At 61.3% G+C, this 20,180-nt stretch carries 22 protein-coding genes; 14 read left to right on the plus strand and 8 right to left on the minus strand.

Features of this window, described 5'->3' with window-relative positions; all coding sequences use genetic code 11:
• The first annotated feature begins 5 nt into the window (after nt 1-5).
• Nucleotides 6-3,053 carry an efflux RND transporter permease subunit gene (locus tag GOW72_RS04580; RefSeq protein ID WP_170365488.1) on the plus strand — a complete coding sequence of 1,016 codons (3,048 nt, stop codon included), beginning with the start codon at nt 6-8 and terminating at the stop codon, nt 3,051-3,053.
• A 56-nt stretch (nt 3,054-3,109) separates the two neighbouring features.
• On the opposite strand, the gene carB is transcribed toward GOW72_RS04580, so the two are convergent.
• Nucleotides 3,110-6,463 (minus strand): carbamoyl-phosphate synthase large subunit, encoded by a 3,354-nt coding sequence (gene carB, locus GOW72_RS04585; RefSeq protein ID WP_170365490.1) that lies wholly within the window; start codon nt 6,461-6,463, stop codon nt 3,110-3,112.
• 172 nt (nt 6,464-6,635) lie between these two features.
• Between carB and GOW72_RS04590 the strand changes: the two genes are divergently transcribed.
• From GOW72_RS04590 to GOW72_RS04600, 3 genes are read left to right on the plus strand one after another with little or no spacing between them, the layout of a single operon-like run.
• Nucleotides 6,636-7,769 carry an aminodeoxychorismate synthase component I gene (locus GOW72_RS04590; protein ID WP_170364782.1) on the plus strand — a complete coding sequence of 378 codons (1,134 nt, stop codon included), beginning with the start codon at nt 6,636-6,638 and terminating at the stop codon, nt 7,767-7,769.
• Complete coding sequence (locus GOW72_RS04595; protein WP_170365492.1) at nt 7,724-8,371, plus strand: aminotransferase class IV family protein; 648 nt, start codon at nt 7,724-7,726, stop codon at nt 8,369-8,371. Before GOW72_RS04590 ends, GOW72_RS04595 begins: the two co-directional genes overlap by 46 nt.
• Nucleotides 8,368-9,039, plus strand: coding sequence for a CPBP family intramembrane glutamic endopeptidase (locus GOW72_RS04600; RefSeq protein WP_170365494.1), 672 nt, complete (start codon nt 8,368-8,370; stop codon nt 9,037-9,039). Before GOW72_RS04595 ends, GOW72_RS04600 begins: the two co-directional genes overlap by 4 nt.
• Nucleotides 9,040-9,044: 5 nt before the next feature.
• Here GOW72_RS04600 and GOW72_RS04605 read toward each other — a convergent pair whose 3' ends face one another.
• Nucleotides 9,045-10,271, minus strand: a complete 1,227-nt coding sequence (locus GOW72_RS04605; protein ID WP_170365497.1) for an SAM-dependent methyltransferase — start codon at nt 10,269-10,271, stop codon at nt 9,045-9,047.
• A 194-nt stretch (nt 10,272-10,465) separates the two neighbouring features.
• On the opposite strand from GOW72_RS04605, the gene aspS reads away from it, so the two are divergent.
• Nucleotides 10,466-12,241, plus strand: coding sequence for an aspartate--tRNA ligase (aspS, locus tag GOW72_RS04610; protein ID WP_170364775.1), 1,776 nt, complete (start codon nt 10,466-10,468; stop codon nt 12,239-12,241).
• 263 nt (nt 12,242-12,504) lie between these two features.
• Here the strand turns inward: aspS and GOW72_RS04615 are convergent, their stop codons facing one another.
• Nucleotides 12,505-13,224, minus strand: coding sequence for a response regulator (locus GOW72_RS04615; RefSeq protein WP_170340629.1), 720 nt, complete (start codon nt 13,222-13,224; stop codon nt 12,505-12,507).
• A 134-nt stretch (nt 13,225-13,358) separates the two neighbouring features.
• Here GOW72_RS04615 and mce point away from each other — a divergent pair, with 134 nt between their 5' ends.
• Together mce and GOW72_RS04625 are read left to right on the plus strand one after the other, a co-directional pair.
• The gene (gene mce / locus GOW72_RS04620; protein ID WP_093964690.1) at nt 13,359-13,763 is read left to right on the plus strand and encodes a methylmalonyl-CoA epimerase; all 405 of its coding nucleotides are present in this window, start codon (nt 13,359-13,361) and stop codon (nt 13,761-13,763) included.
• Between the two features lie 22 nt (nt 13,764-13,785).
• Nucleotides 13,786-14,061 carry a DUF1467 family protein gene (locus GOW72_RS04625; protein ID WP_093964691.1) on the plus strand — a complete coding sequence of 92 codons (276 nt, stop codon included), beginning with the start codon at nt 13,786-13,788 and terminating at the stop codon, nt 14,059-14,061.
• On the opposite strand, the gene GOW72_RS04630 is transcribed toward GOW72_RS04625, so the two are convergent.
• Together GOW72_RS04630 and GOW72_RS04635 are read right to left on the minus strand one after the other, a co-directional pair.
• Nucleotides 14,062-14,763, minus strand: coding sequence for an EI24 domain-containing protein (locus GOW72_RS04630; protein ID WP_170365500.1), 702 nt, complete (start codon nt 14,761-14,763; stop codon nt 14,062-14,064).
• Nucleotides 14,760-15,338, minus strand: a complete 579-nt coding sequence (locus GOW72_RS04635; RefSeq protein ID WP_170365503.1) for a nitroreductase family protein — start codon at nt 15,336-15,338, stop codon at nt 14,760-14,762. Before GOW72_RS04635 ends, GOW72_RS04630 begins: the two co-directional genes overlap by 4 nt.
• Nucleotides 15,339-15,461: 123 nt before the next feature.
• Between GOW72_RS04635 and GOW72_RS04640 the strand changes: the two genes are divergently transcribed.
• Nucleotides 15,462-15,737, plus strand: a complete 276-nt coding sequence (locus GOW72_RS04640; RefSeq protein WP_170340638.1) for a DUF167 domain-containing protein — start codon at nt 15,462-15,464, stop codon at nt 15,735-15,737.
• On the opposite strand, the gene GOW72_RS04645 is transcribed toward GOW72_RS04640, so the two are convergent.
• The gene (locus tag GOW72_RS04645) at nt 15,734-15,973 is read right to left on the minus strand and encodes a hypothetical protein (RefSeq protein ID WP_093964694.1); all 240 of its coding nucleotides are present in this window, start codon (nt 15,971-15,973) and stop codon (nt 15,734-15,736) included. The genes GOW72_RS04640 and GOW72_RS04645 overlap by 4 nt on opposite strands.
• Before the next feature lie 118 nt (nt 15,974-16,091).
• Between GOW72_RS04645 and GOW72_RS04650 the strand changes: the two genes are divergently transcribed.
• The 5 genes from GOW72_RS04650 to GOW72_RS04665 all read left to right on the plus strand — a co-directional run bounded on the left by GOW72_RS04650 (nt 16,092) and on the right by GOW72_RS04665 (nt 18,020).
• Nucleotides 16,092-16,790 carry a M48 family metalloprotease gene (locus tag GOW72_RS04650; protein ID WP_170340641.1) on the plus strand — a complete coding sequence of 233 codons (699 nt, stop codon included), beginning with the start codon at nt 16,092-16,094 and terminating at the stop codon, nt 16,788-16,790.
• Nucleotides 16,787-17,155: a YigZ family protein gene (locus GOW72_RS04655; protein ID WP_170365505.1), complete on the plus strand. Its 369-nt coding sequence runs from the start codon at nt 16,787-16,789 to the stop codon at nt 17,153-17,155. Before GOW72_RS04650 ends, GOW72_RS04655 begins: the two co-directional genes overlap by 4 nt.
• Nucleotides 17,156-17,224: 69 nt before the next feature.
• Nucleotides 17,225-17,476, plus strand: coding sequence for a DUF6455 family protein (locus tag GOW72_RS04660; protein WP_170365507.1), 252 nt, complete (start codon nt 17,225-17,227; stop codon nt 17,474-17,476).
• A 17-nt stretch (nt 17,477-17,493) separates the two neighbouring features.
• The gene (locus tag GOW72_RS18940; RefSeq protein ID WP_280525634.1) at nt 17,494-17,766 is read left to right on the plus strand and encodes a DUF6455 family protein; all 273 of its coding nucleotides are present in this window, start codon (nt 17,494-17,496) and stop codon (nt 17,764-17,766) included.
• Nucleotides 17,763-18,020 (plus strand): DUF6455 family protein, encoded by a 258-nt coding sequence (locus GOW72_RS04665; protein ID WP_170357169.1) that lies wholly within the window; start codon nt 17,763-17,765, stop codon nt 18,018-18,020. Before GOW72_RS18940 ends, GOW72_RS04665 begins: the two co-directional genes overlap by 4 nt.
• Nucleotides 18,021-18,025: 5 nt before the next feature.
• Here GOW72_RS04665 and GOW72_RS04670 read toward each other — a convergent pair whose 3' ends face one another.
• On the minus strand, nt 18,026-18,268 hold the full coding sequence (locus GOW72_RS04670; RefSeq protein ID WP_170340652.1) for a CDGSH iron-sulfur domain-containing protein: 243 nt from the start codon (nt 18,266-18,268) through the stop codon (nt 18,026-18,028).
• A 229-nt stretch (nt 18,269-18,497) separates the two neighbouring features.
• On the opposite strand from GOW72_RS04670, the gene GOW72_RS04675 reads away from it, so the two are divergent.
• Nucleotides 18,498-18,686, plus strand: coding sequence for a hypothetical protein (locus tag GOW72_RS04675; RefSeq protein ID WP_244952318.1), 189 nt, complete (start codon nt 18,498-18,500; stop codon nt 18,684-18,686).
• Nucleotides 18,687-18,744: 58 nt separating this feature from the next.
• Here the strand turns inward: GOW72_RS04675 and rimO are convergent, their stop codons facing one another.
• Entirely contained in the window at nt 18,745-20,136 is a 1,392-nt protein-coding gene (gene rimO / locus GOW72_RS04680; RefSeq protein ID WP_170365509.1) for a 30S ribosomal protein S12 methylthiotransferase RimO, read from the minus strand.
• Between the last annotated feature and the right edge of the window lie 44 nt (nt 20,137-20,180).

The following is a 20,180-nucleotide window of genomic DNA, read 5'->3' on the forward strand; positions in this document are numbered from 1 at the left end:
CGAGGATGAATATCGCACGCGCCTCGATCGACAGGCCGATCTATACGTGGCTGGTGATCCTGATCGCCTTGCTGGGTGGGATCTGGGGATTTTCGTCGCTCGGGCGGCTCGAAGATCCGGCCTTTACCATCAAGAACGCCGTAGTGTTGACCACGTATCCCGGTGCGACGGCTGAACAGGTGGCCGAGGAGGTCTCGGAGCCTTTGGAATCTGCCATCCAGCAGATGGGCGAGGTCGATGTCATCACCTCGGTCAACCGTCCCGGTCAATCGCTGATCGAAGTCGAGATCAAGTCCACCTACGATGGCAGCGAATTGCCGGATATCTGGACCCGACTGCGCGCCAAGGTCCGGGATGCGGCCCGTGGATTGCCGTCCGGTGTCAGCCAACCTTATGTGAATGACGGGTTCGGTGACGTGTTCGGTCTTTTCTATGCGGTCACCGCCGAAGGGTTCAGCGACGCCGAAAAGCACGAATTGTCGACCTTCTTGCGGCGCGAGTTGCTGACCGTTGAGGGCGTTGCGGACGTTGAAGTGCAGGGATTGCCAGACGAAGCCATTTTCATCGAGCCGGACCTGGCCATTTCGGTCAACCAGAACGTGCCGTTGCAGTCGATCAACGAAGCGATCGCCAACGCCAATTCGGTTCAGTCGTCAGGGACGCTTCGGTCAGACGACGATCGCACCACGATCCTGACGGCGGACGGATCGGACAGCGTGTCCGAGATCGCAGGGCTGTCGGTTGGCTCTCAGGGGCAAGTGATCAATCTCTTTGACATGGCGGATGTCTATCGGGCCCGCCAGACCGATCCTGACATCATGATCCGGTTCAACGGCGTCGAAGCCTTCACCCTGGGTATTGCCGGCCTGTCGACGGAAAACATCGTGGAGGTCGGAAAGCGCGTCGACGCCAAGCTGGCCGAGCTGGATGTGGAAATTCCCGCAGGCGTCGATGTATTGCCGATCTACCAGCAGCACGTTGTGGTCGAGCAGGCTTCGAACGATTTTCTTGTGAACCTGGCCATGTCGGTTGCCATTGTGGTGGCGGTGCTTGGAATATTCATGGGTTGGCGCGCGGCAGTCGTTGTAGGCTCGACCCTTTTGTTGACCGTTGTCGGGACCCTGCTGTTCATGGCGCTGTTTTCCATCGAGATGGAACGCATTTCGCTGGGCGCGCTGATCATTGCGATGGGGATGCTGGTCGATAATGCCATCGTGGTGGCCGAGGGGATGCAGATCTCCATGCTCAAGGGAAAAAATTCGCGCGATGCTGCCGACGAGGCCGCGTCCAAGACCCAGATCCCCCTTCTGGGGGCCACGGTCATCGGAATCATGGCCTTTGCTGGGATTGGGCTCAGCCCGGATGCGACGGGCGAATTCCTGTTCTCATTGTTTGCGGTGATCGCGATCTCGTTGCTGCTGAGCTGGGTGCTGGCCATCACAGCAACACCGTTGTTGGGGCATTATTTCTTCAAACAGGGCAAGGACGTGGATGTCGACGCTTATAGCGGCATCCTGTTCCGAACCTACGGGGCGATCCTGCGCTGGGCATTGCGGTTCCGTTGGCTGGTGGTGGCCGGTTTGGTTGGGGTTACCGTGATCTGCTATGCCGGCTTCGCGATGGTGAAACAGCAGTTTTTTCCGGACTCCAACACGCCGCTGTTCTTCGTCCATTACAAGCTGCCGCAGGGGACTCCGATCGCGCGGACGAGTGCCGATATGCAAGTCTTCGAGGACTGGCTGGCCCAGCGGGATGATGTCGTCTCGGTCACCACCTTCGTGGGGCAGGGCGCGACGCGGTTCATGTTGACCTATTCGGCCGAGAAGCCCAACCCAAGCTATGGGCATATGATCATCCGGACCGAAACGCTCGAGGACATTCCCGTCCTGCGTGCCGATCTGGAGGCCTTTGGTGAAACCCAATTCCCCGAAGGCGAATTCCGGACCAAGCGTCTGGTCTTCGGCCCCGGCGGCGGTACCCCGATCGAGGCGCGGTTCTCGGGCAGCGATCCGGTCGTCCTGCGGCAACTGGCCGACGAGGCGGTGCGGCGCATGTCGGCTGCATCGCCAAATGCGCTAGACGTGCATCACGACTGGCGGGAAATGGAATTGGCGGTCCAGCCGATCTATGCGACCGAACGTGCGCAGACGGCCGGTGTTACCCGCGAAGACATCGCCGCCACCCTGCAATTCTCGACGGATGGCATCACCGGCGGCGTGTTCCGCGAGAGGGACCGCCTGATCCCGATTATCTTGCGTCGCCCGGCGGACGGAGAATACTCGATTGTGGATCAAGTGGTGTATTCGGACCAGTCACAGAAATTCGTGCCGATCGAGCAGATGGTGGACGGGTTCCAGTACAAAGCGCTCAATACACTGGTGCATCGGCGCGATCGCGTTCTGACCGTCACGGTGGGCGCAGACATCCCGGCCGGCCTGACCGCTGCACAGGTTCATTCCGAGGTTCGCGATGCGATCGAGGACATGGAGCTGCCGCTGGGCTACAAACTGGAATGGGGCGGCGAGTTCGAGGATTCCGGCAAAGCGCAAGCCAGCCTGGGCAAGCAGTTGCCGCTGAGCCTTTTGATCATGGTTCTGATCTCGGTGCTGCTGTTCAACGCGATCCGGCAACCGGTCATCATCTGGCTGCTGGTGCCGATGTCGGTGAACGGCGTGGTGATCGGGCTGCTGGGCACGGGCCTGCCATTTACCTTCACCGCGCTTCTCGGGCTTCTCAGCCTGTCGGGGATGCTGATCAAGAACGGTATTGTTCTGGTCGAAGAGATCGACCTTGTCCGCGCCACGGGCAAGCCTCTGCGCGAAGCGATCATCGAAGCCTCGGTCTCGCGTCTGCGCCCGGTCATGCTGGCGGCGATCACCACGATCCTGGGGATGGCGCCGCTGCTGACCGACGCGTTCTTCGTGTCGATGGCAGTGACGATCATGGGTGGTCTGGCTTTCGCGACGATCCTGACCATGGTTGCTGCGCCGGTGTTCTACATGCTGTTCTTCTCTCGGGAAGAACAGCGCAGGCTGGCAGCGCAGACTGTATGATCCCACAAAAAAGCCCCGGCGAACGGCAGGGGCTTTTTGCTTGTCCGCTGCGGGCTTCAACCCTGTAGCGATTTGACCTCCACATCCCCTTCAGCCTGCGCCTTGATGGCCAGCGCGGCGGCATGGCTGGCCGCGGCCGTGGTGTAGTAGGGGATCTTGTCATAAAGCGCGATCGAGCGGATGGCCTTGCTGTCCTCAACTGCCTGCGCGCCTTCGGTGGTGTTCATGACCAACTGGACCTGACCGTCCTTCAGCATGTCCACCACATCGGGGCGGCCCTCGTACACCTTGTTGACCACGTCACAGGGCACGCCCTTGGACTCCAGCCATGTCTGTGTTCCGCGGGTGGCCACCAGCGAGAATCCCTGCTCGACCAGAACCTGCGCAGCCTCGATCATCGCCGGACCCTTGTCGGCATCCTTGATCGAGATGAAAGCCCGTCCCTTGGACGGCAGCACCATGCCCGCACCCATCTGCGCCTTGAGGAAGGCCCGCGGGAAATCGCGGTCCCAGCCCATGACCTCGCCGGTCGAGCGCATCTCAGGACCCAGGATGGTATCGACACCGGGGAAGCGGGCAAAGGGCAGCACCGCCTCTTTCACCGAGAACCAGGGCATGTCCGGGTCGGCCAGGGTCATCTGGTCGGCGATCTTGGTGTCCTGGCCTTCCTTGTAGGGCGGGCGTTGCGGGAAGTTCGACAGCGGCTCGCCCGCCATCACCCGCGCGGCGATCGAGGCAATGGCGCTGTCGGTCGCCTTGGCCACGAAGGGCACGGTGCGGCTGGCGCGCGGGTTGACCTCGATCAGGTAGACCTCGTCATCCTTGATCGCGAACTGCACGTTCATCAGGCCCACGACGTTCAGCGCCTTGGCCAGCTTGTAGGTCTGGTCCTTGATCTCGGCGATGATCTCTTTCGACAGCGAATATGGCGGCAGAGAACAGGCCGAGTCGCCCGAGTGCACACCGGCCTCTTCGATATGCTGCATGATGCCGGCCACATGGACATCCTTGCCGTCGCACAGCGCGTCCACGTCCAGTTCGACCGCGCCGGCCAAATAGCTGTCCAGCAGCACTGGGCTGTCTCCCGAGACCACCACGGCCTCATTGATGTAGCGCTTCAGCTGATCCATGTCGCGCACGATCTCCATCGCGCGGCCGCCCAGCACGTAGGACGGGCGGATCACCAGTGGGAACCCGATCTCTTCTGCAATCTCAAGCGCTTGCGCGTCGGTCGAAGCGATGCCGTTCTTGGGTTGTTTCAGGCCCAGATCGTTGACCAGTGCCTGGAACCGTTCGCGGTCTTCGGCCAGGTCGATCGCGTCGGGCGTGGTGCCCAGGATCGGAATACCTTCGGCCTCGAGAGCATTGGCCAGCTTCAGCGGGGTCTGACCACCGAACTGAACGATCACGCCGTGCAGGGTGCCGTTCTGCTGCTCGGTCCGCAGGATCTCCATCACATGCTCGAAGGTCAGCGGCTCGAAATACAGGCGGTCCGAAGTGTCGTAGTCGGTCGACACCGTCTCGGGGTTGCAGTTGACCATGATGGTCTCATACCCGGCATCCGTCAGCGCGAAACAGGCGTGGCAGCAGCAATAGTCGAACTCGATCCCCTGGCCGATCCGGTTGGGGCCGCCGCCCAGAATGACGACCTTCTTGCGGTCGCTGGGGCGCGCCTCGCATTCGACTTCGCCCATCGTGGGGGCCTCGTAGGTCGAATACATGTAGGGCGTCTGCGCCTCGAACTCGGCGGCGCATGTGTCGATCCGCTTGAACACGGCGGTGACGCCCAGATTGTGGCGGGCGCGGCGCACGTTGGCCTCGTCGCGGCCGGCCAGATTGCCCAGACGCGCGTCGGTAAAGCCCAGCATCTTGAGCCGGCGCAGGCCGTCCTCGGTCGTCGGCAGGCCGTCCTTGCGAACGGTGCGCTCCGCGTCGATGATCTCGCGGATACGGGCCAGGAACCACGGGTCGAACTTGGTGACGGCAAAGATTTCGTCGTCGGTCAGACCGTGGCGCATCGCCTGCGCGATGGTGCGCAGACGGTCGGGTGTCTGCTGGCTGATGGCCTTGATGACATGTGCCTTGTCGTCGCTGCTTTCGACCGCATCCCATGGGCCGATGCTGAGGCCCGGAATTTCAACTTCGTCAAACCCGGTCAGGCCCGACTCCATCGAAGCCAGCGCCTTTTGCATCGATTCGTGGATGGTACGACCGATGGACATGGCTTCACCCACCGATTTCATTGCGGTGGTCAAGTAAGGCTCGGATCCGGGGAATTTCTCGAAGGCGAATTTCGGGATCTTGGTGACGACATAGTCGATGGTCGGTTCGAAAGACGCAGGCGTGACCTTGGTGATGTCATTGTCCAACTCGTCCAGCGTGTAGCCCACCGCCAGCTTGGCGGCGATCTTGGCGATCGGGAAGCCTGTCGCCTTCGATGCCAGCGCCGACGAGCGCGACACGCGCGGGTTCATCTCGATCACGACCATGCGGCCGTCTGCCGGGTTGATCGCCCATTGCACGTTCGATCCGCCCGTTTCGACGCCGATCTCGCGCAGAACGGCGATCGAGCCGTTGCGCATGATCTGGTATTCCTTGTCGGTCAGCGTCAGCGCCGGTGCCACGGTGATCGAGTCGCCGGTATGCACGCCCATCGGATCGACGTTCTCGATCGAGCAGACGATGATCGCGTTGTCGGCGGTGTCGCGCACCACCTCCATTTCATATTCTTTCCAGCCCAGAAGGCTTTCGTCGACGAGGATCTGGTTCACCGGCGAGGCATCCATGCCCGAGCGGCAAAAGTGGATGTAATCCTCACGGTTGTAAGCCACACCGCCGCCGGTGCCGCCCAAGGTAAAGGCCGGGCGGATGATCGCGGGCAAGCCGATGTTTTCCAGCTCGTCCAGGGCCATTTGCACGCCGGCATCCAGGTCGGCAGAACCGTCGGCTTTTTTGGGGGCGGTGACGATGGTGGCCTTGGGGTTTTCAAGCCCCAGGCGGTCCATCGCTTCGCGGAACAGCTTGCGGTCCTCGGCCATTTCGATGGCCTCGCGCTTGGCCCCGATCATCTCGACGCCGAATTTTTCCAGCACGCCCATCTCCTCCAGCGCCAAGGAGGTATTCAGGCCGGTCTGACCTCCCATCGTAGGCAGCAGGGCGTCAGGGCGTTCCTTTTCGATGATCTTGGCGACGACCTCGGGCGTGATCGGTTCGATATAGGTGGCGTCGGCCAGTTCGGGGTCGGTCATGATCGTGGCAGGGTTCGAGTTCACCAGGATGACCCGATACCCTTCCTCGCGCAGGGCCTTGCAGGCCTGGGCGCCGGAATAGTCGAATTCGCAAGCTTGCCCAATGACAATGGGCCCCGCCCCGATGATCATGATCGACTGGATGTCGGTTCTCTTCGGCATGGCCTGGCCCCTTCGATTTTGCACGAGTCGCGGGCGCCGCCCATGCGCCCAAATTGTCGTGCGTTATAGGGACCCGGGCAAAAGGTGCAAGGGGGATCGGAAACGGAAGCGAAATTGCCGCTTTCCCCCCTTTCCCTTGGCACCGTATTCTCTATATGCCGCTGCACGACAGATGAGGAAGCAATTGCGCATTCGTTTCGATCATGGACCCGCCGGTCCGGGCACCGGTTTCGACCGGCCTGCCCAGGTGATCCGCGCCGACCGGGCGGAGCAGGTGCCCCAGGCATTGGCGGCGCTGGATGACGCGCGCGCGCAGGGCGGCTGGCTGGCCGGATATGCCAGCTACGAGCTTGGCTATGCGCTTGAGCCCAAGCTGGCCGCAAGGCTGCCCGCGACCCGTCGATTGCCGCTATTGTGCTTTGGGGTGTTCGACGGCCCGAGCGTGCAGGACCTGCCGTTCGGTGCGGCCGGGCTGACTGCGTTCCAGCCGCGTTGGAGCGAGGCGCGCTATGCCGAAGCCTTCCGCACCGTGCATGATGCGATCGGGGCCGGCGACATCTATCAGGCCAACCTGACCTTTCCCATCGACCTGGAAACCGAGGGCGACAGCGCCGCGCTCTATGCCGCGCTGACCGCCGGACAGCCGGTCGGCCATGGCGCATTGGTCCAGCAGGACGGGCTGCCCGATCTGCTCAGCCGCTCGCCCGAGCTGTTCTTCCGCACCGATGCCGCCGGGATGATCGAGACCCGGCCGATGAAGGGCACTCAGCCGCGCAGCGCCGATCTGGCCGAGGATGCCTGGCGGCGCGATTTCCTGTCCTCGGACGAAAAGAACCGGGCCGAGAACCTGATGATCGTGGACCTTCTGCGCAATGACATCAGCCGTGTGGCGCTGCCGGGAACCGTTCAGGTGCCCGAGCTGTTCAAGGTCGAGACCTACGCCACCGTGCATCAGATGGTGTCGCTGGTGCAGGCGCGGCTGCAGGTAGGGGCGGGGCTGTCCGACATCCTGAGGGCGCTGTTTCCCTGTGGCTCGATTACCGGGGCGCCCAAGATCCGTGCGATGGAGATCCTGTCGGATCTGGAGCCTTGGCCGCGCGACATCTACTGCGGCACCATCGGCTGGGCCGCCCCGGACGGGCGGTCGGAGTTCAACGTCGCGATCCGGACCTTGATGGTCGAGGGCAATCGGGCCACGTTGAACGTCGGCGGAGGCGTCGTCTGGGACAGCACCGCCGCGTCGGAATATGAGGAAGCGCTATGGAAAGCCCGGTTCGCGCACCAACTGAGCCTGATTTCCGCCTGATCGAAACCTTTGCGTTTCGGCCCGGGCAGGGCTTTGTACGTGTGACCCGTCACCTGCGGCGCATGGCGCGGACTGCGGACTGGCTGGGTGTTCGGTTCGACGTGCGGCGCGTCGGCAAAGTGGTGGACGGTGTGTCCGGAGCGGACTCGCTGCGGTGTCGGCTGACGCTGGACATCACCGGCAAGCCCGAGGTCACTACGGGGCCTCTGGCAGACAACCCGCCGGGCTGGACGGTGGGTCTGGCGACACCAAGGCTGACGTCCTCGAACACCTGGCTGCGCCACAAGACCACCCGCCGCGCGATCTATGATCAGGCACGGGCGGAAATGCCCGACGGCGTGGACGAACTGTTGTTCCTGAACGAACGGGATGAACTGTGCGAGGGCACCATCACCAACCTGTTCGTCGAAATCGACGGCGGGCGCCTGCTGACACCTCCGGTTGCCGCGGGCCTGCTGCCGGGCATCCTGCGTGAGGAGTTGCTCGAAACCGGACGCGCGGCCGAGGCAGTCTTGACCCTGCATGACCTGGCAGCCGCGCACCGGGTCTGGATGGGCAATTCCTTGCGCGGTTTGATCCCGGCCGAGGTGAGGCTGCCATGAGCGACCACAGTTCTGCGCGTGGATTGCAGGTATCGAACCTGCGCCTGAAGGCTGAATTCGTGGCGTTCTATGTCGCGGTCCCCTTGCTGATCGCGGTTCTGTTTCCACCCGACTGGATGTTTCCGGCCCTGTTCTTCTTCACCGCTGTCGGGATCGCCCTGCTGCACCGCACCCCGGGCTTTTCCTGGGCCGAGCTGCGCTATGGCTGGCGCAACTGGCGCTGGGTCGAGGTGATCGGGTTCTCATTCGCAATGGCGGCAATTTGTTCGGCCCTGGTGATGGCTACGCGCCCCGATGCGGCCTTTTATCTGCTGCTGAACCGGCCCGAATTTCTGGCCGTGATTTGGCTGGGCTATCCGTTGCTGTCGGCACTGCCGCAAGAACTGCTGTTCCGCACACTGTTCTATCGCCGCTATCACGCGATCCTGCCTAACGGCGCGGCCTTGCCGTTGCTGAACGCCGGGCTGTTTGCCTTTGCGCACCTGATGTATTGGAGCTGGATCGTCACCGTGATGACATTCGCGGGCGGGCTGCTGTTTTCATGGGCCTACCGCAAGCGCGGGTCGTTCTTCTATGCGGTGCTGCTGCACGCGGTCGCGGGCAACATCATCTTTGCCGCCGGGCTGGGCGTGTTCTTCTATTCCGGCAACGTGCAGCGCCCGTTCTAGCGGCTCTACTCGGCGGCATCGCGCATGTCCTGATCGGGCTGATACAGATAGTCCCGCGTCAACGGCACCGCGTCGCGGCGATGGCCCAGCTGCAGTTGGAACACGGTCTGGTCGCGCTCTTCGAACACTAGGATGCAGGCGGTCAGATAGAACCGCCACATGCGGATGAACCGGTCATCATACATCGCGCGCACTTGGTCCAGGTTGCTCTCGAACCGGTCGCGCCAGGCGCGCAGGGTCAGAGCATAATGCAGCCGCAGGCTTTCGACATCCAGAAACCACAGACCGGTGCGTGCCACGGGTCTGACGATTTCCTCGAGCGACGGGACATAGCCGCCCGGGAAGATGTACTTGTTCAGCCAGGGCGACTGGCCGGTGGGCGGCCCGTTGCGGCCGATGGAATGGATCAACGCCACGCCGTCGGGCTTCAACAGGGCTGCGACCCGGTCGAAATAGGTGCGCAGCTGTGGCGCGCCCACATGCTCCAGCATCCCGACCGAGACGATCCGGTCGAACTGATCCTGCATCTGCCGGTAGTCCATCAGCCGAATTTCGATGCGGTCGGTCAGCCCGGCCTGCTGCACCCGTGCAGTCGCGGTGCGGTGCTGGTTCTGTGACAGGGTCAGCCCGGTCACCTGCACGCCGTGGTCACGCGCCAGCGTCAGGGCCAGACCGCCCCAGCCGCAGCCGATGTCCAGCACGCGCATGCCGGGCTCCAGGCACAGCTTGCGCGCGATATGCGCCTTTTTGGCGGCTTGCGCCTGTTCCAAAGTCATCCAGGGCTGCTGGAAATAGGCGCAGCTGTACTGCATGTCAGGGTCCAGCATCAGCCGGTAGAAGTCGTCGGACAGGTCATAGTGATGCGCCACGTTGCGCCGCGCCGAGCGGACCGAGTTGCGCTGCAGGATTGATCGCAGCAGATACCCGGCCCAGTCCTGGATCTGCTGCAGCAGGGGCAATGAACCGCTGGCCGCGCATCGAATCGCGATCCGCATGCCACTTTCCAGGCCGCCTTCATCGACGGTCAGGGTGCCGTTCATGTAGCCCTCGCCAAAAGCCATCTCGGGATTGCGCACCAAGCGCGCCATCAAAGCGGGGTCATGCAGGGTGATATGCGCCTCGGGCTGCGTGGCGTCGCCATAGGTGCGCGCCGTCCCGTCAGGATAGGTGATCCGCAGAGTTCCGCGGGTGATGAAACCCCGCAATACGCGATCCAAAACAGTTTGCCACATCGGCCGAACACCTCCTTGCTCAAGGGGCCTGGCTCCCGCGTGCCGGGAAAACTATTCGAGTTCACATGTCCAAAAGATAGCGATTTTTTCGAATTTGTCTGCATTCCGGCCCGCATCGCGCCCCAACCCTTGACTTCCCGACGTGATCGCGGTGTATCGGCGCGACGAATTCAGCGCCCGAAGGGATACCATCCATGCACGCCTATCGCAGCCATACCTGCGCCGATCTGACCGCCGCCAATGTCGGTGAAACCGTCCGCCTGTCGGGTTGGGTTCATCGGGTGCGAGATCACGGCGGCGTGCTGTTCATCGACCTGCGCGACCACTATGGCGTGACCCAGGTTCTGTGTGACGGCGACAGTGCTGCGTTCAGCGCGTTGGAGAAAGTGCGCTCGGAATGGTGCATCCGCATCGACGGCACGGTCAAGGCGCGCGATCCCGAGTTGGTGAACCCCAAGCTGCCCACCGGCGAGATCGAGGTCTATGTCCGCGAACTGGAAGTGCTGGGCGCGGCCGAGGAGCTGCCGCTGATGGTGTTCGGCGATCAGGAATACCCCGAAGAAACCCGCCTGCGCTATCGCTACCTGGACCTGCGCCGCGAGGCGATGCAGCGCAATATGGCGCTGCGCTCGGACGTGGTGGCCAGCATGCGCCGCCGCATGTGGGATCAGGGCTTCCGCGAATATCAGACGCCGATCATCACCGCGTCCAGCCCCGAGGGCGCGCGCGACTTCCTGGTGCCCTCGCGCCTGCATCCGGGCAAGTTCTATGCGTTGCCGCAGGCGCCGCAGCAGTTCAAGCAGCTGATCATGGTGTCGGGCTTCGACAAGTATTTCCAGATCGCGCCCTGCTTCCGTGACGAGGACCCGCGCGCCGACCGGTCGCCCACGGATTTCTACCAGCTCGACCTCGAGATGTCCTTCGTAACCCAGCAGGACGTGTTCGACACGATCCAGCCAGTTCTGACGGGAATCTTCGAAGAATTCGGCGGTGGCCGGAAGGTTGATCAGGAATGGCCGCAGATTTCCTACAAAGACGCGGCGCTGTGGTATGGCACCGACAAGCCCGATCTGCGCAACCCGATCAAGATGCAGGTGGTGTCGGAACACTTCCGCGGGTCCGGTTTCGCGATCTTCGCCAAGCTGCTGGAACAGGAAGGCACCGAGATCCGCGCGATCCCCGCGCCGGGTGGCGGCAGCCGCAAGTTCTGCGACCGAATGAACGCCTTTGCACAGAAAGAAGGTCTGCCCGGCATGGGCTATATCTTCTGGCGTGATCAGGGCGAGGGGATGGAAGCGGCCGGCCCGCTGGCCAAGAACATCGGCCCCGAACGCACAGAGGCAATTCGCCAGCAGCTGGGCCTTGGGGTTGGTGACGCGGCGTTCTTCTTGGGTGGTAAGCCCAAAGCCTTTGAAAAAGTCGCCGGCAAGGCGCGCGATGTTATCGGCGAGGAACTGGGCCTGACCGACAAAGACCGGTTCGCCTTTGCCTGGATCGTGGATTTCCCGATCTACGAGAAGGACGAGGAAACCGGCGAGATCGATTTCGAACACAACCCGTTCTCGATGCCGCAGGGTGGCATGGAGGCGCTGCAGGGCGACCCGCTTGAGGTCAAGGGCTATCAGTACGACCTGGCCTGCAACGGTTACGAGCTGGTGTCGGGTGCGATCCGGAACCACAAGCCCGAGATCATGCTCAAGGCCTTCGAGCTGGCCGGTTATGGCGAGGACGAGGTCAAAAGTCGCTTTGGCGCGCTGTTCAACGCGTTCCACTATGGCGCTCCGCCGCACGGGGGTTGCGCCGCCGGTATCGACCGGATCGTGATGCTGCTTGCGGACGAGGCCAACATCCGCGAGGTCATGATGTTCCCGATGAACCAGCGCGCCGAAGATCTGATGATGCAAGCGCCGTCGGACCCGACTTCGGATCAGCTGATGGAACTGGGCCTGCGGGTCATCCCTCAGGAATGAGCCAAGGACCGTACCCAGAGTGTGAAAAACCTTTGGGTGCGGTCAAAACTACTGCGGTGGCGCGAAGCGAACTTTCCGCCAAGCACTTCAATGCTTATCGGTGCCCGCGTTTTCCAAGTGGCTAAAATCCCTTGAACTTGAAATCAGTCCAGCCAGTTCGGCTGTTTTTCGCGGTTGGCGCGAATGGTCCGAGCGGACCTGCGGGTGTGCCAATACCACCAAGCGCAGAGCATGGCTGTTGTCACGAAATAGGCCAAGGTCATTCAGATCGCCTTTCGTCTTTCAAGACGGCTTTGGACAAGACCGGCAACGCGCGCAGCCAAAGCTGTTACCGGAGCGCCCTTGGCGCGCGAGGATGCGAGGTCATGGGCTGCTTGTTCCAGAACCGTATCCTCGGCATCTCGGGCAACACCGCGCAGGAATTGAGCGGCATAGTCCAGAGTGCGTGAATCCGCGGGCCCGGTCAGGACATCTGCGATATGCGCCATGTCATCCTGATAAGCCAGCGGATCGGGGCAGATCTGTTCGTCTTTGACGGATTGGAGCGTACCCGGGCGGCGGTCTTCGGGAAGGTTTTCCAGGATGGCCCTTTGGAAGCTGATTAGCGAATTCAACGGTTTCGCCAGAAACCCATCGGCTCCGGCTTGCAAGGCAAGCGTTTCGGCGCAGTCGTCGCCGGACATACCAAGGATGACGCTGATACGTGGGGAAACCGCGTTTAGTTCCGCGATCAGGTCTGCGCCAGAGCCGTCCGGCAGGCCCATGTCAACCACGATCACCGACGGGCGATAGATCTGAAGGTGCCTGCGCGCAGACCTCAGGCAATCGGCCCGGCGGATGCGGGCGCCGCTGTGCAGGCACATCAGTCGCATCGCATCACAGGCATAGCGACTGTCCTCGACAACCAGAATGGTCTGACCCAGCAAAGGCCTGGTGGCGCTGGGGGCGACGGCGGATGGGGCGAACGGCACCGAATCGTCCATGGCAGAACTCCTTTCAGCAGATGCCTCACGCTAGGAACTCCTGGCTAACACAGGGTTAACGCGCGTTTTGGCGCACTTGCCCTTTGACAGGGCAGCCCCCATAAACGCTGCAACGCAGAACAGAGGAGACCGCCATGATTGGCCGCCTGAACCATGTCGCCATCGCCGTGCCCGACCTCGAGGCCGCATCCGCCCAATACCGCAACGCGCTGGGCGCCAAGGTTGGTGAACCTCAGGATGAACCGGATCATGGCGTGACAGTGGTCTTCATCGAACTGCCCAATACCAAGATCGAGCTGCTGTACCCGCTGGGCGACGACAGCCCGATCAACGGCTTCCTGGAAAAGAACCCGGCGGGTGGCATCCACCATGTCTGTTATGAGGTCGAGGACATCATCGCCGCACGGGATCACCTGAAGGCGACCGGTGCCCGCGTTCTGGGAACCGGAGAACCCAAAATCGGCGCGCACGGCAAGCCTGTGCTGTTTCTGCACCCCAAGGACTTCAACGGGTGCCTTGTGGAGCTGGAGCAAGTCTGAGCCGGGCTGAGGAGGCGCCGAAATGACAATCACTGCTGCGCTGGTATTGTTCGCCGTGATCTGGTTCATGACCTTGTTGGTCGTGCTGCCGGTCCGCATCAAGACGCAAGGCGATCTGGGCGACATCGTGCCGGGGACCCATGCGGGCGCTCCGGAAGTTCACCACATGAAGAAAAAGATCTGGATCACCACCGGTATTTCTATCGTGTTGTGGGCGGTGATCGCAGGGATCATTGTTTCTGGCGTAATTTCAGTTCGTGATTTCGACTGGTTGAACCAGATGGAACCGCGCGAGTAATCAGCGCTCAGCCTGTCGCGATAGTCCATGAAAGATATGCGTGAATGTTGCGGCTCCGATGATCGGAATGACAAGGTTTACCAGCGGGATCGACAGGGGGATGGCCATCAAGATTCCGGCGACCCAGATCGTCCCGGCATGGCGTGCCCGCAACGCCCGCGCACCGTCGCGCCCGATCCGGCGCATGGCCGCCAGCGTGAAATACTCTCGACCCAGCAAAAACCCGTTCATCCCCCAAAAGATGAACGGAGCGAGGGGTGTGAACAGCGCGTAAAGGACCAACGCCAATACGTTGGCAATAATCAACACGCCCAAGAATCCCAGCGAGTCCAGCACCGCATCCCAGATCGGGACGGACGGAACAGGGGGTAGGTTCGGGTAATGCCGGTCTTCAACGGCCTGTGCGACCTCATCCAGAAACATCGATGTGATGGCTGAGGCCACCGGCACCATCAGAAAGACCGGCAGGATCAAAACCAGAAAGATCCCTGAATAGTTCAGAACGTCGTTCAACCACGGGACGTCGCCGACAAATGGAAGCGAGATCTCCTGACCAGCAAGGGCGTTGATGCCCCAAATCGCCGCCGCACAGGCACCAACAAGCAGCACTATCGTCAGGCCGACACCGCGCAGTAGCACCGATCTGAAACGAGAATCGCCGAGCTGCCCCAAAGCCGCGAAGAACGCGTTGAGGATAATCATTCCGTCACCCACTCGGTGATCGCGGCCACGTCCGGGCGGGGCCTTTCGGGCGGAGTGGCCCCTTCGGTTGCGATGTGAATCAGTCCGGCAATGCGTTCATTGTCGACCAGGCCCAAACCGCGTTCGCAGAATTCGCGGTCGTGCGACTGCCAACCTGAAAGCCAGTTGGCACCCCAACCCGCAGCAAGGGCTGCGTTGAGCAGTGCAAGGCAGACCGCCCCGGCCGAGTAGGTTTGTTCGATTCCAGGGATTTTCGGCGATGGTTTCTGCACTTCGATGACGGCAACAGCGAGATGACCCATATCGAACTGACTGCGGGCCTTGGCAATGTCTTCGGGGCTTTTCCCCAGCGTAACGCCTCGTTCCTCGGTCAGATCGGCCAATCGCGGCATTGCGCCTTTTTCGATGACGATGAACCGCCAAGGTTCCAACTTGCCATGATCGGGGCTGCGAGCGGCTGCGGTCAGCAACGGGATCAATTCGTCGCGGGTCGGCGCCGGGGCCATCAACGTCTTGGCGGGCCGCGACCTGCGCGACTGCAGGAACTCGAACGCAGCCGGGTTTTTCAGCGTCATATGTTAAATTCCTTTACATGGTTCTGTCGTATCTCGGGCAGACACGCGCCGGTTTCAAGGGCAAGATGTAAAACTGTTGCATATTGTGCCACCCGGCACGGTCCAAATGCGGAAGAGAATGTGATGGCAAAACCGAAACTGCGAAACCTGCCGGACCTTGCGCATCTGGCGCGACCCGGGCAATCGCTTCCCGTACGGGTGACTCCCAAAGCTGCGCAGGACCGGATTTCTTTCGACGGGACGACAGTACACATCGCTGTCACCGCCGTGCCCGAGGATGGAAAGGCGAACCAGGCCGTGGTCAAGCTGTTGGCCCGGGCCATGGGTGCTTCACCGTCAGCTTTGACGCTGAAAAAAGGCCATACAGGGCGCGACAAGGTCTTTGTCTACGATCCCTAGGCTGGTGTCTCCCTGATTTGATACACCCCTTCGGGCAGATCCAGAGCGGCGGCAAGATCGCGCACCTGTTCGGGCGAAAGGGTGATTTTCTGCATCTGGTCCGTTCGGGGGTCCAACTGCTCGATCGTGACGCACTCGGCGAAACTGTTGATCACCACGTCTTCTTGCAAAGGCTCCGGGCCTTCGTCCACCAGGGTAATGACTGTCGAGTCGAATTCATGCTCAATCGAAAACATGTTCCCAGACTGCCCAGCCTGCGATCGCAATGCAACCCGCTGATTGGGTTTCGGGCTGTGGTCAGGGGGGCCACATCGCGCTAAGCTTTCCTGCCGGCACGAACAGAAAGGATCCGGAATGCACCGCCTCAGGTTTTTGCTGGTCTTGGTTGTGTCCGCGTGCACTGCGGGCGGGTTCATTGCTGTTGATGATTGGTCACCGTCCTCGCCCGAACTGCGCGACTCGGCACTGACGTTTCAGCAGGTCAGCAGGTCGGTCGGGGCGGCGGCGCAAAAAGTCTGTCAGCGCGAGACACGGGGGCAGAACTGCGATTTCGGCATTCTGATCGACACGGATCCGTTTGCCGAGCCAAATGCGTTCCAGACGTTGGACAAGGATGGGCGCCCGTTCATCATTTTCACTCAGGAAATGGTCAAGTCGACGCAGAACGCTGACGAGATGGCGTTCGTGATGGGACACGAGGCGGCGCATCACATCCTGGGCCACATCGCCCGGCAGGTAAAAAACGCCAAGGAAGGGGCCCGCATTTTCGGAGAACTGGCTGAGGCGCAAGGCGAGGACGCGGCAGGAATTGAACGTGCTCAGAAGCTGGGTGCTGAAGTCGGAGTTCAGAGCTACACGAAAGAATTCGAGCTGGAAGCGGACCGGATGGGAACTTTGATCACCTATTCGGCTGGGTACAATCCGCTGGTCGGCATGGCCTATTTCGGCCGGATTCCAGATCCGGGTGACCGCTTTCTGGCGTCTCATCCGCCCAATGCCAAGCGCATCGAAGTTGTTCTGGAAACAGCCGCCCAGCTCGGCCTGACCCAATGACCCAGATCCAGCGGATGGGGGTTGTTCTGACGGATCGAGGCTCGAAATACGCGGTGAGCGGTGCTCCCGTCAGGTCGCGGGATGAGGTCGATGCGGTATTGCGCGACCTTAAATCGGACAAGGCATATGCCAAGGCGACCCATAACACGTGGGCCGCGATTTTGCCGACCGGCGCTCTCAAGGCAGATGATGGCGAAACCGGTGCGGGGATGGTCATATTGCGCATGTTGGAACGCGCCGGTGTGCAGGATCACGTGGTCATTGTGACCCGATGGTATGGCGGCAAAAAGCTGGGCGGAGATCGTTTCAGGCGGGTCCAGGACGCCACACGGGCCTACCTTGACCACCTGGGGGTTGTCTCTTGACCTGAATCAAGGGCACCGTGGGGTTATGGCGCTAGGGTTCTTTTCAGCGAGACAGCGAAAGGAACTCGGATGTCCAGACGCGAAGAATTGCGCCGCCACGCCGCTTTGGTGGATCGAATGGCCCAGAAACTGGGCGTTGACCTGCAGGAGGCCGCAATCGGCGGTTCGGTTTCCATCGACGAAATCACCGACGCGGTGCTGCGCTGTACAGGCTGTACAAACCCCTATCACTGCGACCGCGCGTTGGCGCTTCAAAACGGCGACGGACGGCCACCGGAGTATTGCCGAAACCAGGATTTGCTGGCCAGGCTTGCACCCTAGCGCGGACGGGCAGAACCATGAACGTCCTTGGCCAGACCATGAAGCATGTACGCCTTGTTCTGCGGATGGGGCAGGCGACCGGCGTTGACCTTGTAGATGCCCATCTCACGGGTCGGCTCAGTCCCGACGAATGGGCGCGCATGGTGGGACGGTGCCGGGGCTGCGAGTGGGCTTGCGACTGTAGCGACTGGCAGACGCACCGAGGTGACAGGGTTGAGGCCCCGGAGACATGTCCGAACAGGAACCGATTCGCCAAACTTAAGACGCTGCAGAATCAGGAAAAACAATGAAACTTGTGCGACTCGGAGACATAGAAAAACACTTCTGGCTGACGCGGTCGGTTGCGCGCTGCATGGAAATCTCGCTGTCCGAAGCCATCGCCGAAGGGCGGCTGACCGCGCAGGGATACAGCGAAATGGTGACCCGTTGTCGAGCCGCTGACTGCAGCGAAAGATGTGCCGTCTGGCTTGCGTGCCAACAGAGCCGGGCGACCGCCGCCCCGGAATTTTGCGCGAATGCCAAGGCTTTGAATGCGCTGACCTGATTGGCCTAAAGCTTGGAATGGCTTCCGTCGCACAGCGGCGGATTAGCGGTTTGCTTGCATCCGCAGAAGAAGACCTTCTTGCTTGATTCTGCTACATATTTTACCGGCTCGATCCCGGTTTCCTTGTGCGAACCGTCGCAGAATGGCTGACGTTTGGAGCGTCCGCAAGCGCACCAGAAATAGCTTTTGCCTTCAGTCACCTCGATGGGGTAGGGCGATTTCTGGGCGATTTGAGATCCTTTTGGCATTCTGGCGCTCCGGCTGTTGAAAGGGACATCCGAGAGCTTAGCCCAACGCAGAGAAATGTGTAGTTCGCGCGTCCCGGTCCGGCGGTGGCACGTCGCGGTGCAAGCGTGGATTCGCCTCTGATCACACGGATGTGACCGTATCTGTTGCCAGAAAGCCGAACTGCCCGTATCCTAAGCCTGGCCCCGAAAAGTTGGGCAATATCAGAAAAGTATTAAAGGATTGATGGACATGAAACTGAAATTCGCTGCCGCCGGCGCCTTTGTTTTGATCCTGACTGCTTGCTCGCAGCAGGAAGAGCCCACCCCGGTTTACGTTCAGCCAAGCTATGACAAATATGGCTCGCCCAGCTGTTCGGCAGGCTATGAACTGGCCACCACCGAGGCCGGCCAGACCGTGTGTAACCCGGTCACTCAATAAGCTTTTTGCAGACGGTCCCGATTTGGGGGCCGTCTGCCTTCGTCCGCCGGATGGCGGTTCAGCGCACCAGCTTCCCCCACAGATCGTATTCACCAGCCTCGTCGACCTGAACAAGGACGATGTCACCGGGTTTCAGGTTTTCGTGACCGTCGTCGATGAATAGGTTGCCGTCGATCTCGGGCGCGTCTGACTTGGTGCGGCAGGTGGCGGCTTCGGCATCCACCTCATCCACGATCACTTGGATCCTCTGGCCCACTTTCGACGCCAGTTTTGCTTCGGAAATCGCCTGGGCCTTTTGCATGAAACGCTCCCAGCGCTCTTGCTTGATCTCATCCGGGACGTGATCCGGCAAGTCGTTCGAGCGGGCCCCTTCAACGTTTTCGTATTGGAAGCACCCGACGCGGTCCAACTGCGCCTCATCCATCCAATCCAGCAGGGTCTGGAACTCGGCCTCGGTCTCCCCGGGGTAGCCGACAATGAAGGTCGATCGCAGCGTGATGTCGGGGCAAATCGCGCGCCAGGCGGCGATCTCGTCCAGTGTCTTGGCGCCGGCAGCGGGGCGCGCCATTCGTTTCAGAACGTCCGGATGCGCGTGTTGGAACGGGATGTCCAAGTAGGGCAAAAGGTTGCTGCCTGCATCCGCCATCAGCGGGATCAACTCGCGCACATGTGGATAGGGGTAGACGTAGTGCAGTCGTATCCACGCATCCAGTTGGCCCAGTTCACGGGCCAGATCGGTAATGTGGCTGCGCACCTCCCGGTCTTTCCAGGGGTTCACGTCGTATTTTCGATCCAGGCCAAAGGCCGAGGTGTCCTGGCTGATCACCAGTAATTCGCGCACACCGCTGTCGACCAGTTTTTCAGCCTCGCGCAAAACCGCGTGGGCCGGTCGGCTGGCCAGTTTTCCGCGCATATCCGGGATGATGCAGAATTTGCACTTGTGATTACAGCCCTCGGAAATCTTGAGATAGCTGTAGTGGCGCGGGGTCAGCTTCACGCCCGAAGCCGGCAACAGATCCACATACGGATTGGGATCAGGCGGAACGGCGGCGTGAACGGCATCCAGCACCTGTTCATACTGGTGCGGCCCGGTCACGGCCAGGATCCGGGGGTGATGTTCGCGGATGTAGTCAGGTTCCGCGCCCAGGCACCCGGTCACGATGACCTTGCCATTTTCCACCAGCGCCTCGCCGATTGCTTCGAGGCTTTCGGCCTTGGCGCTGTCCAGAAACCCGCAGGTGTTCACGATCACGGCATCCGCACCTGAATAGTCGGGCGAGATCCCGTATCCTTCGGCGCGCAGGCGCGTCAGGATGCGCTCGCTGTCGACCAGTGCCTTGGGACATCCCAAGGACACCATTCCGATGGTGGGTTGGCCGCTGCGCGGTGCGTCGGTGATCCGGGCTGCGGGTGCCAGATCGGGGCGTAGGTTTGGCGGGTTGGTGCTCATTGCGCGGCATATAGTGGGGAAATCTTCCCCTTGCAAATCCTTCG

The sequence above is a fragment of the Ruegeria arenilitoris genome (assembly GCF_013032855.1).
In the GTDB taxonomy this organism is placed as follows: domain Bacteria; phylum Pseudomonadota; class Alphaproteobacteria; order Rhodobacterales; family Rhodobacteraceae; genus Ruegeria; species Ruegeria arenilitoris.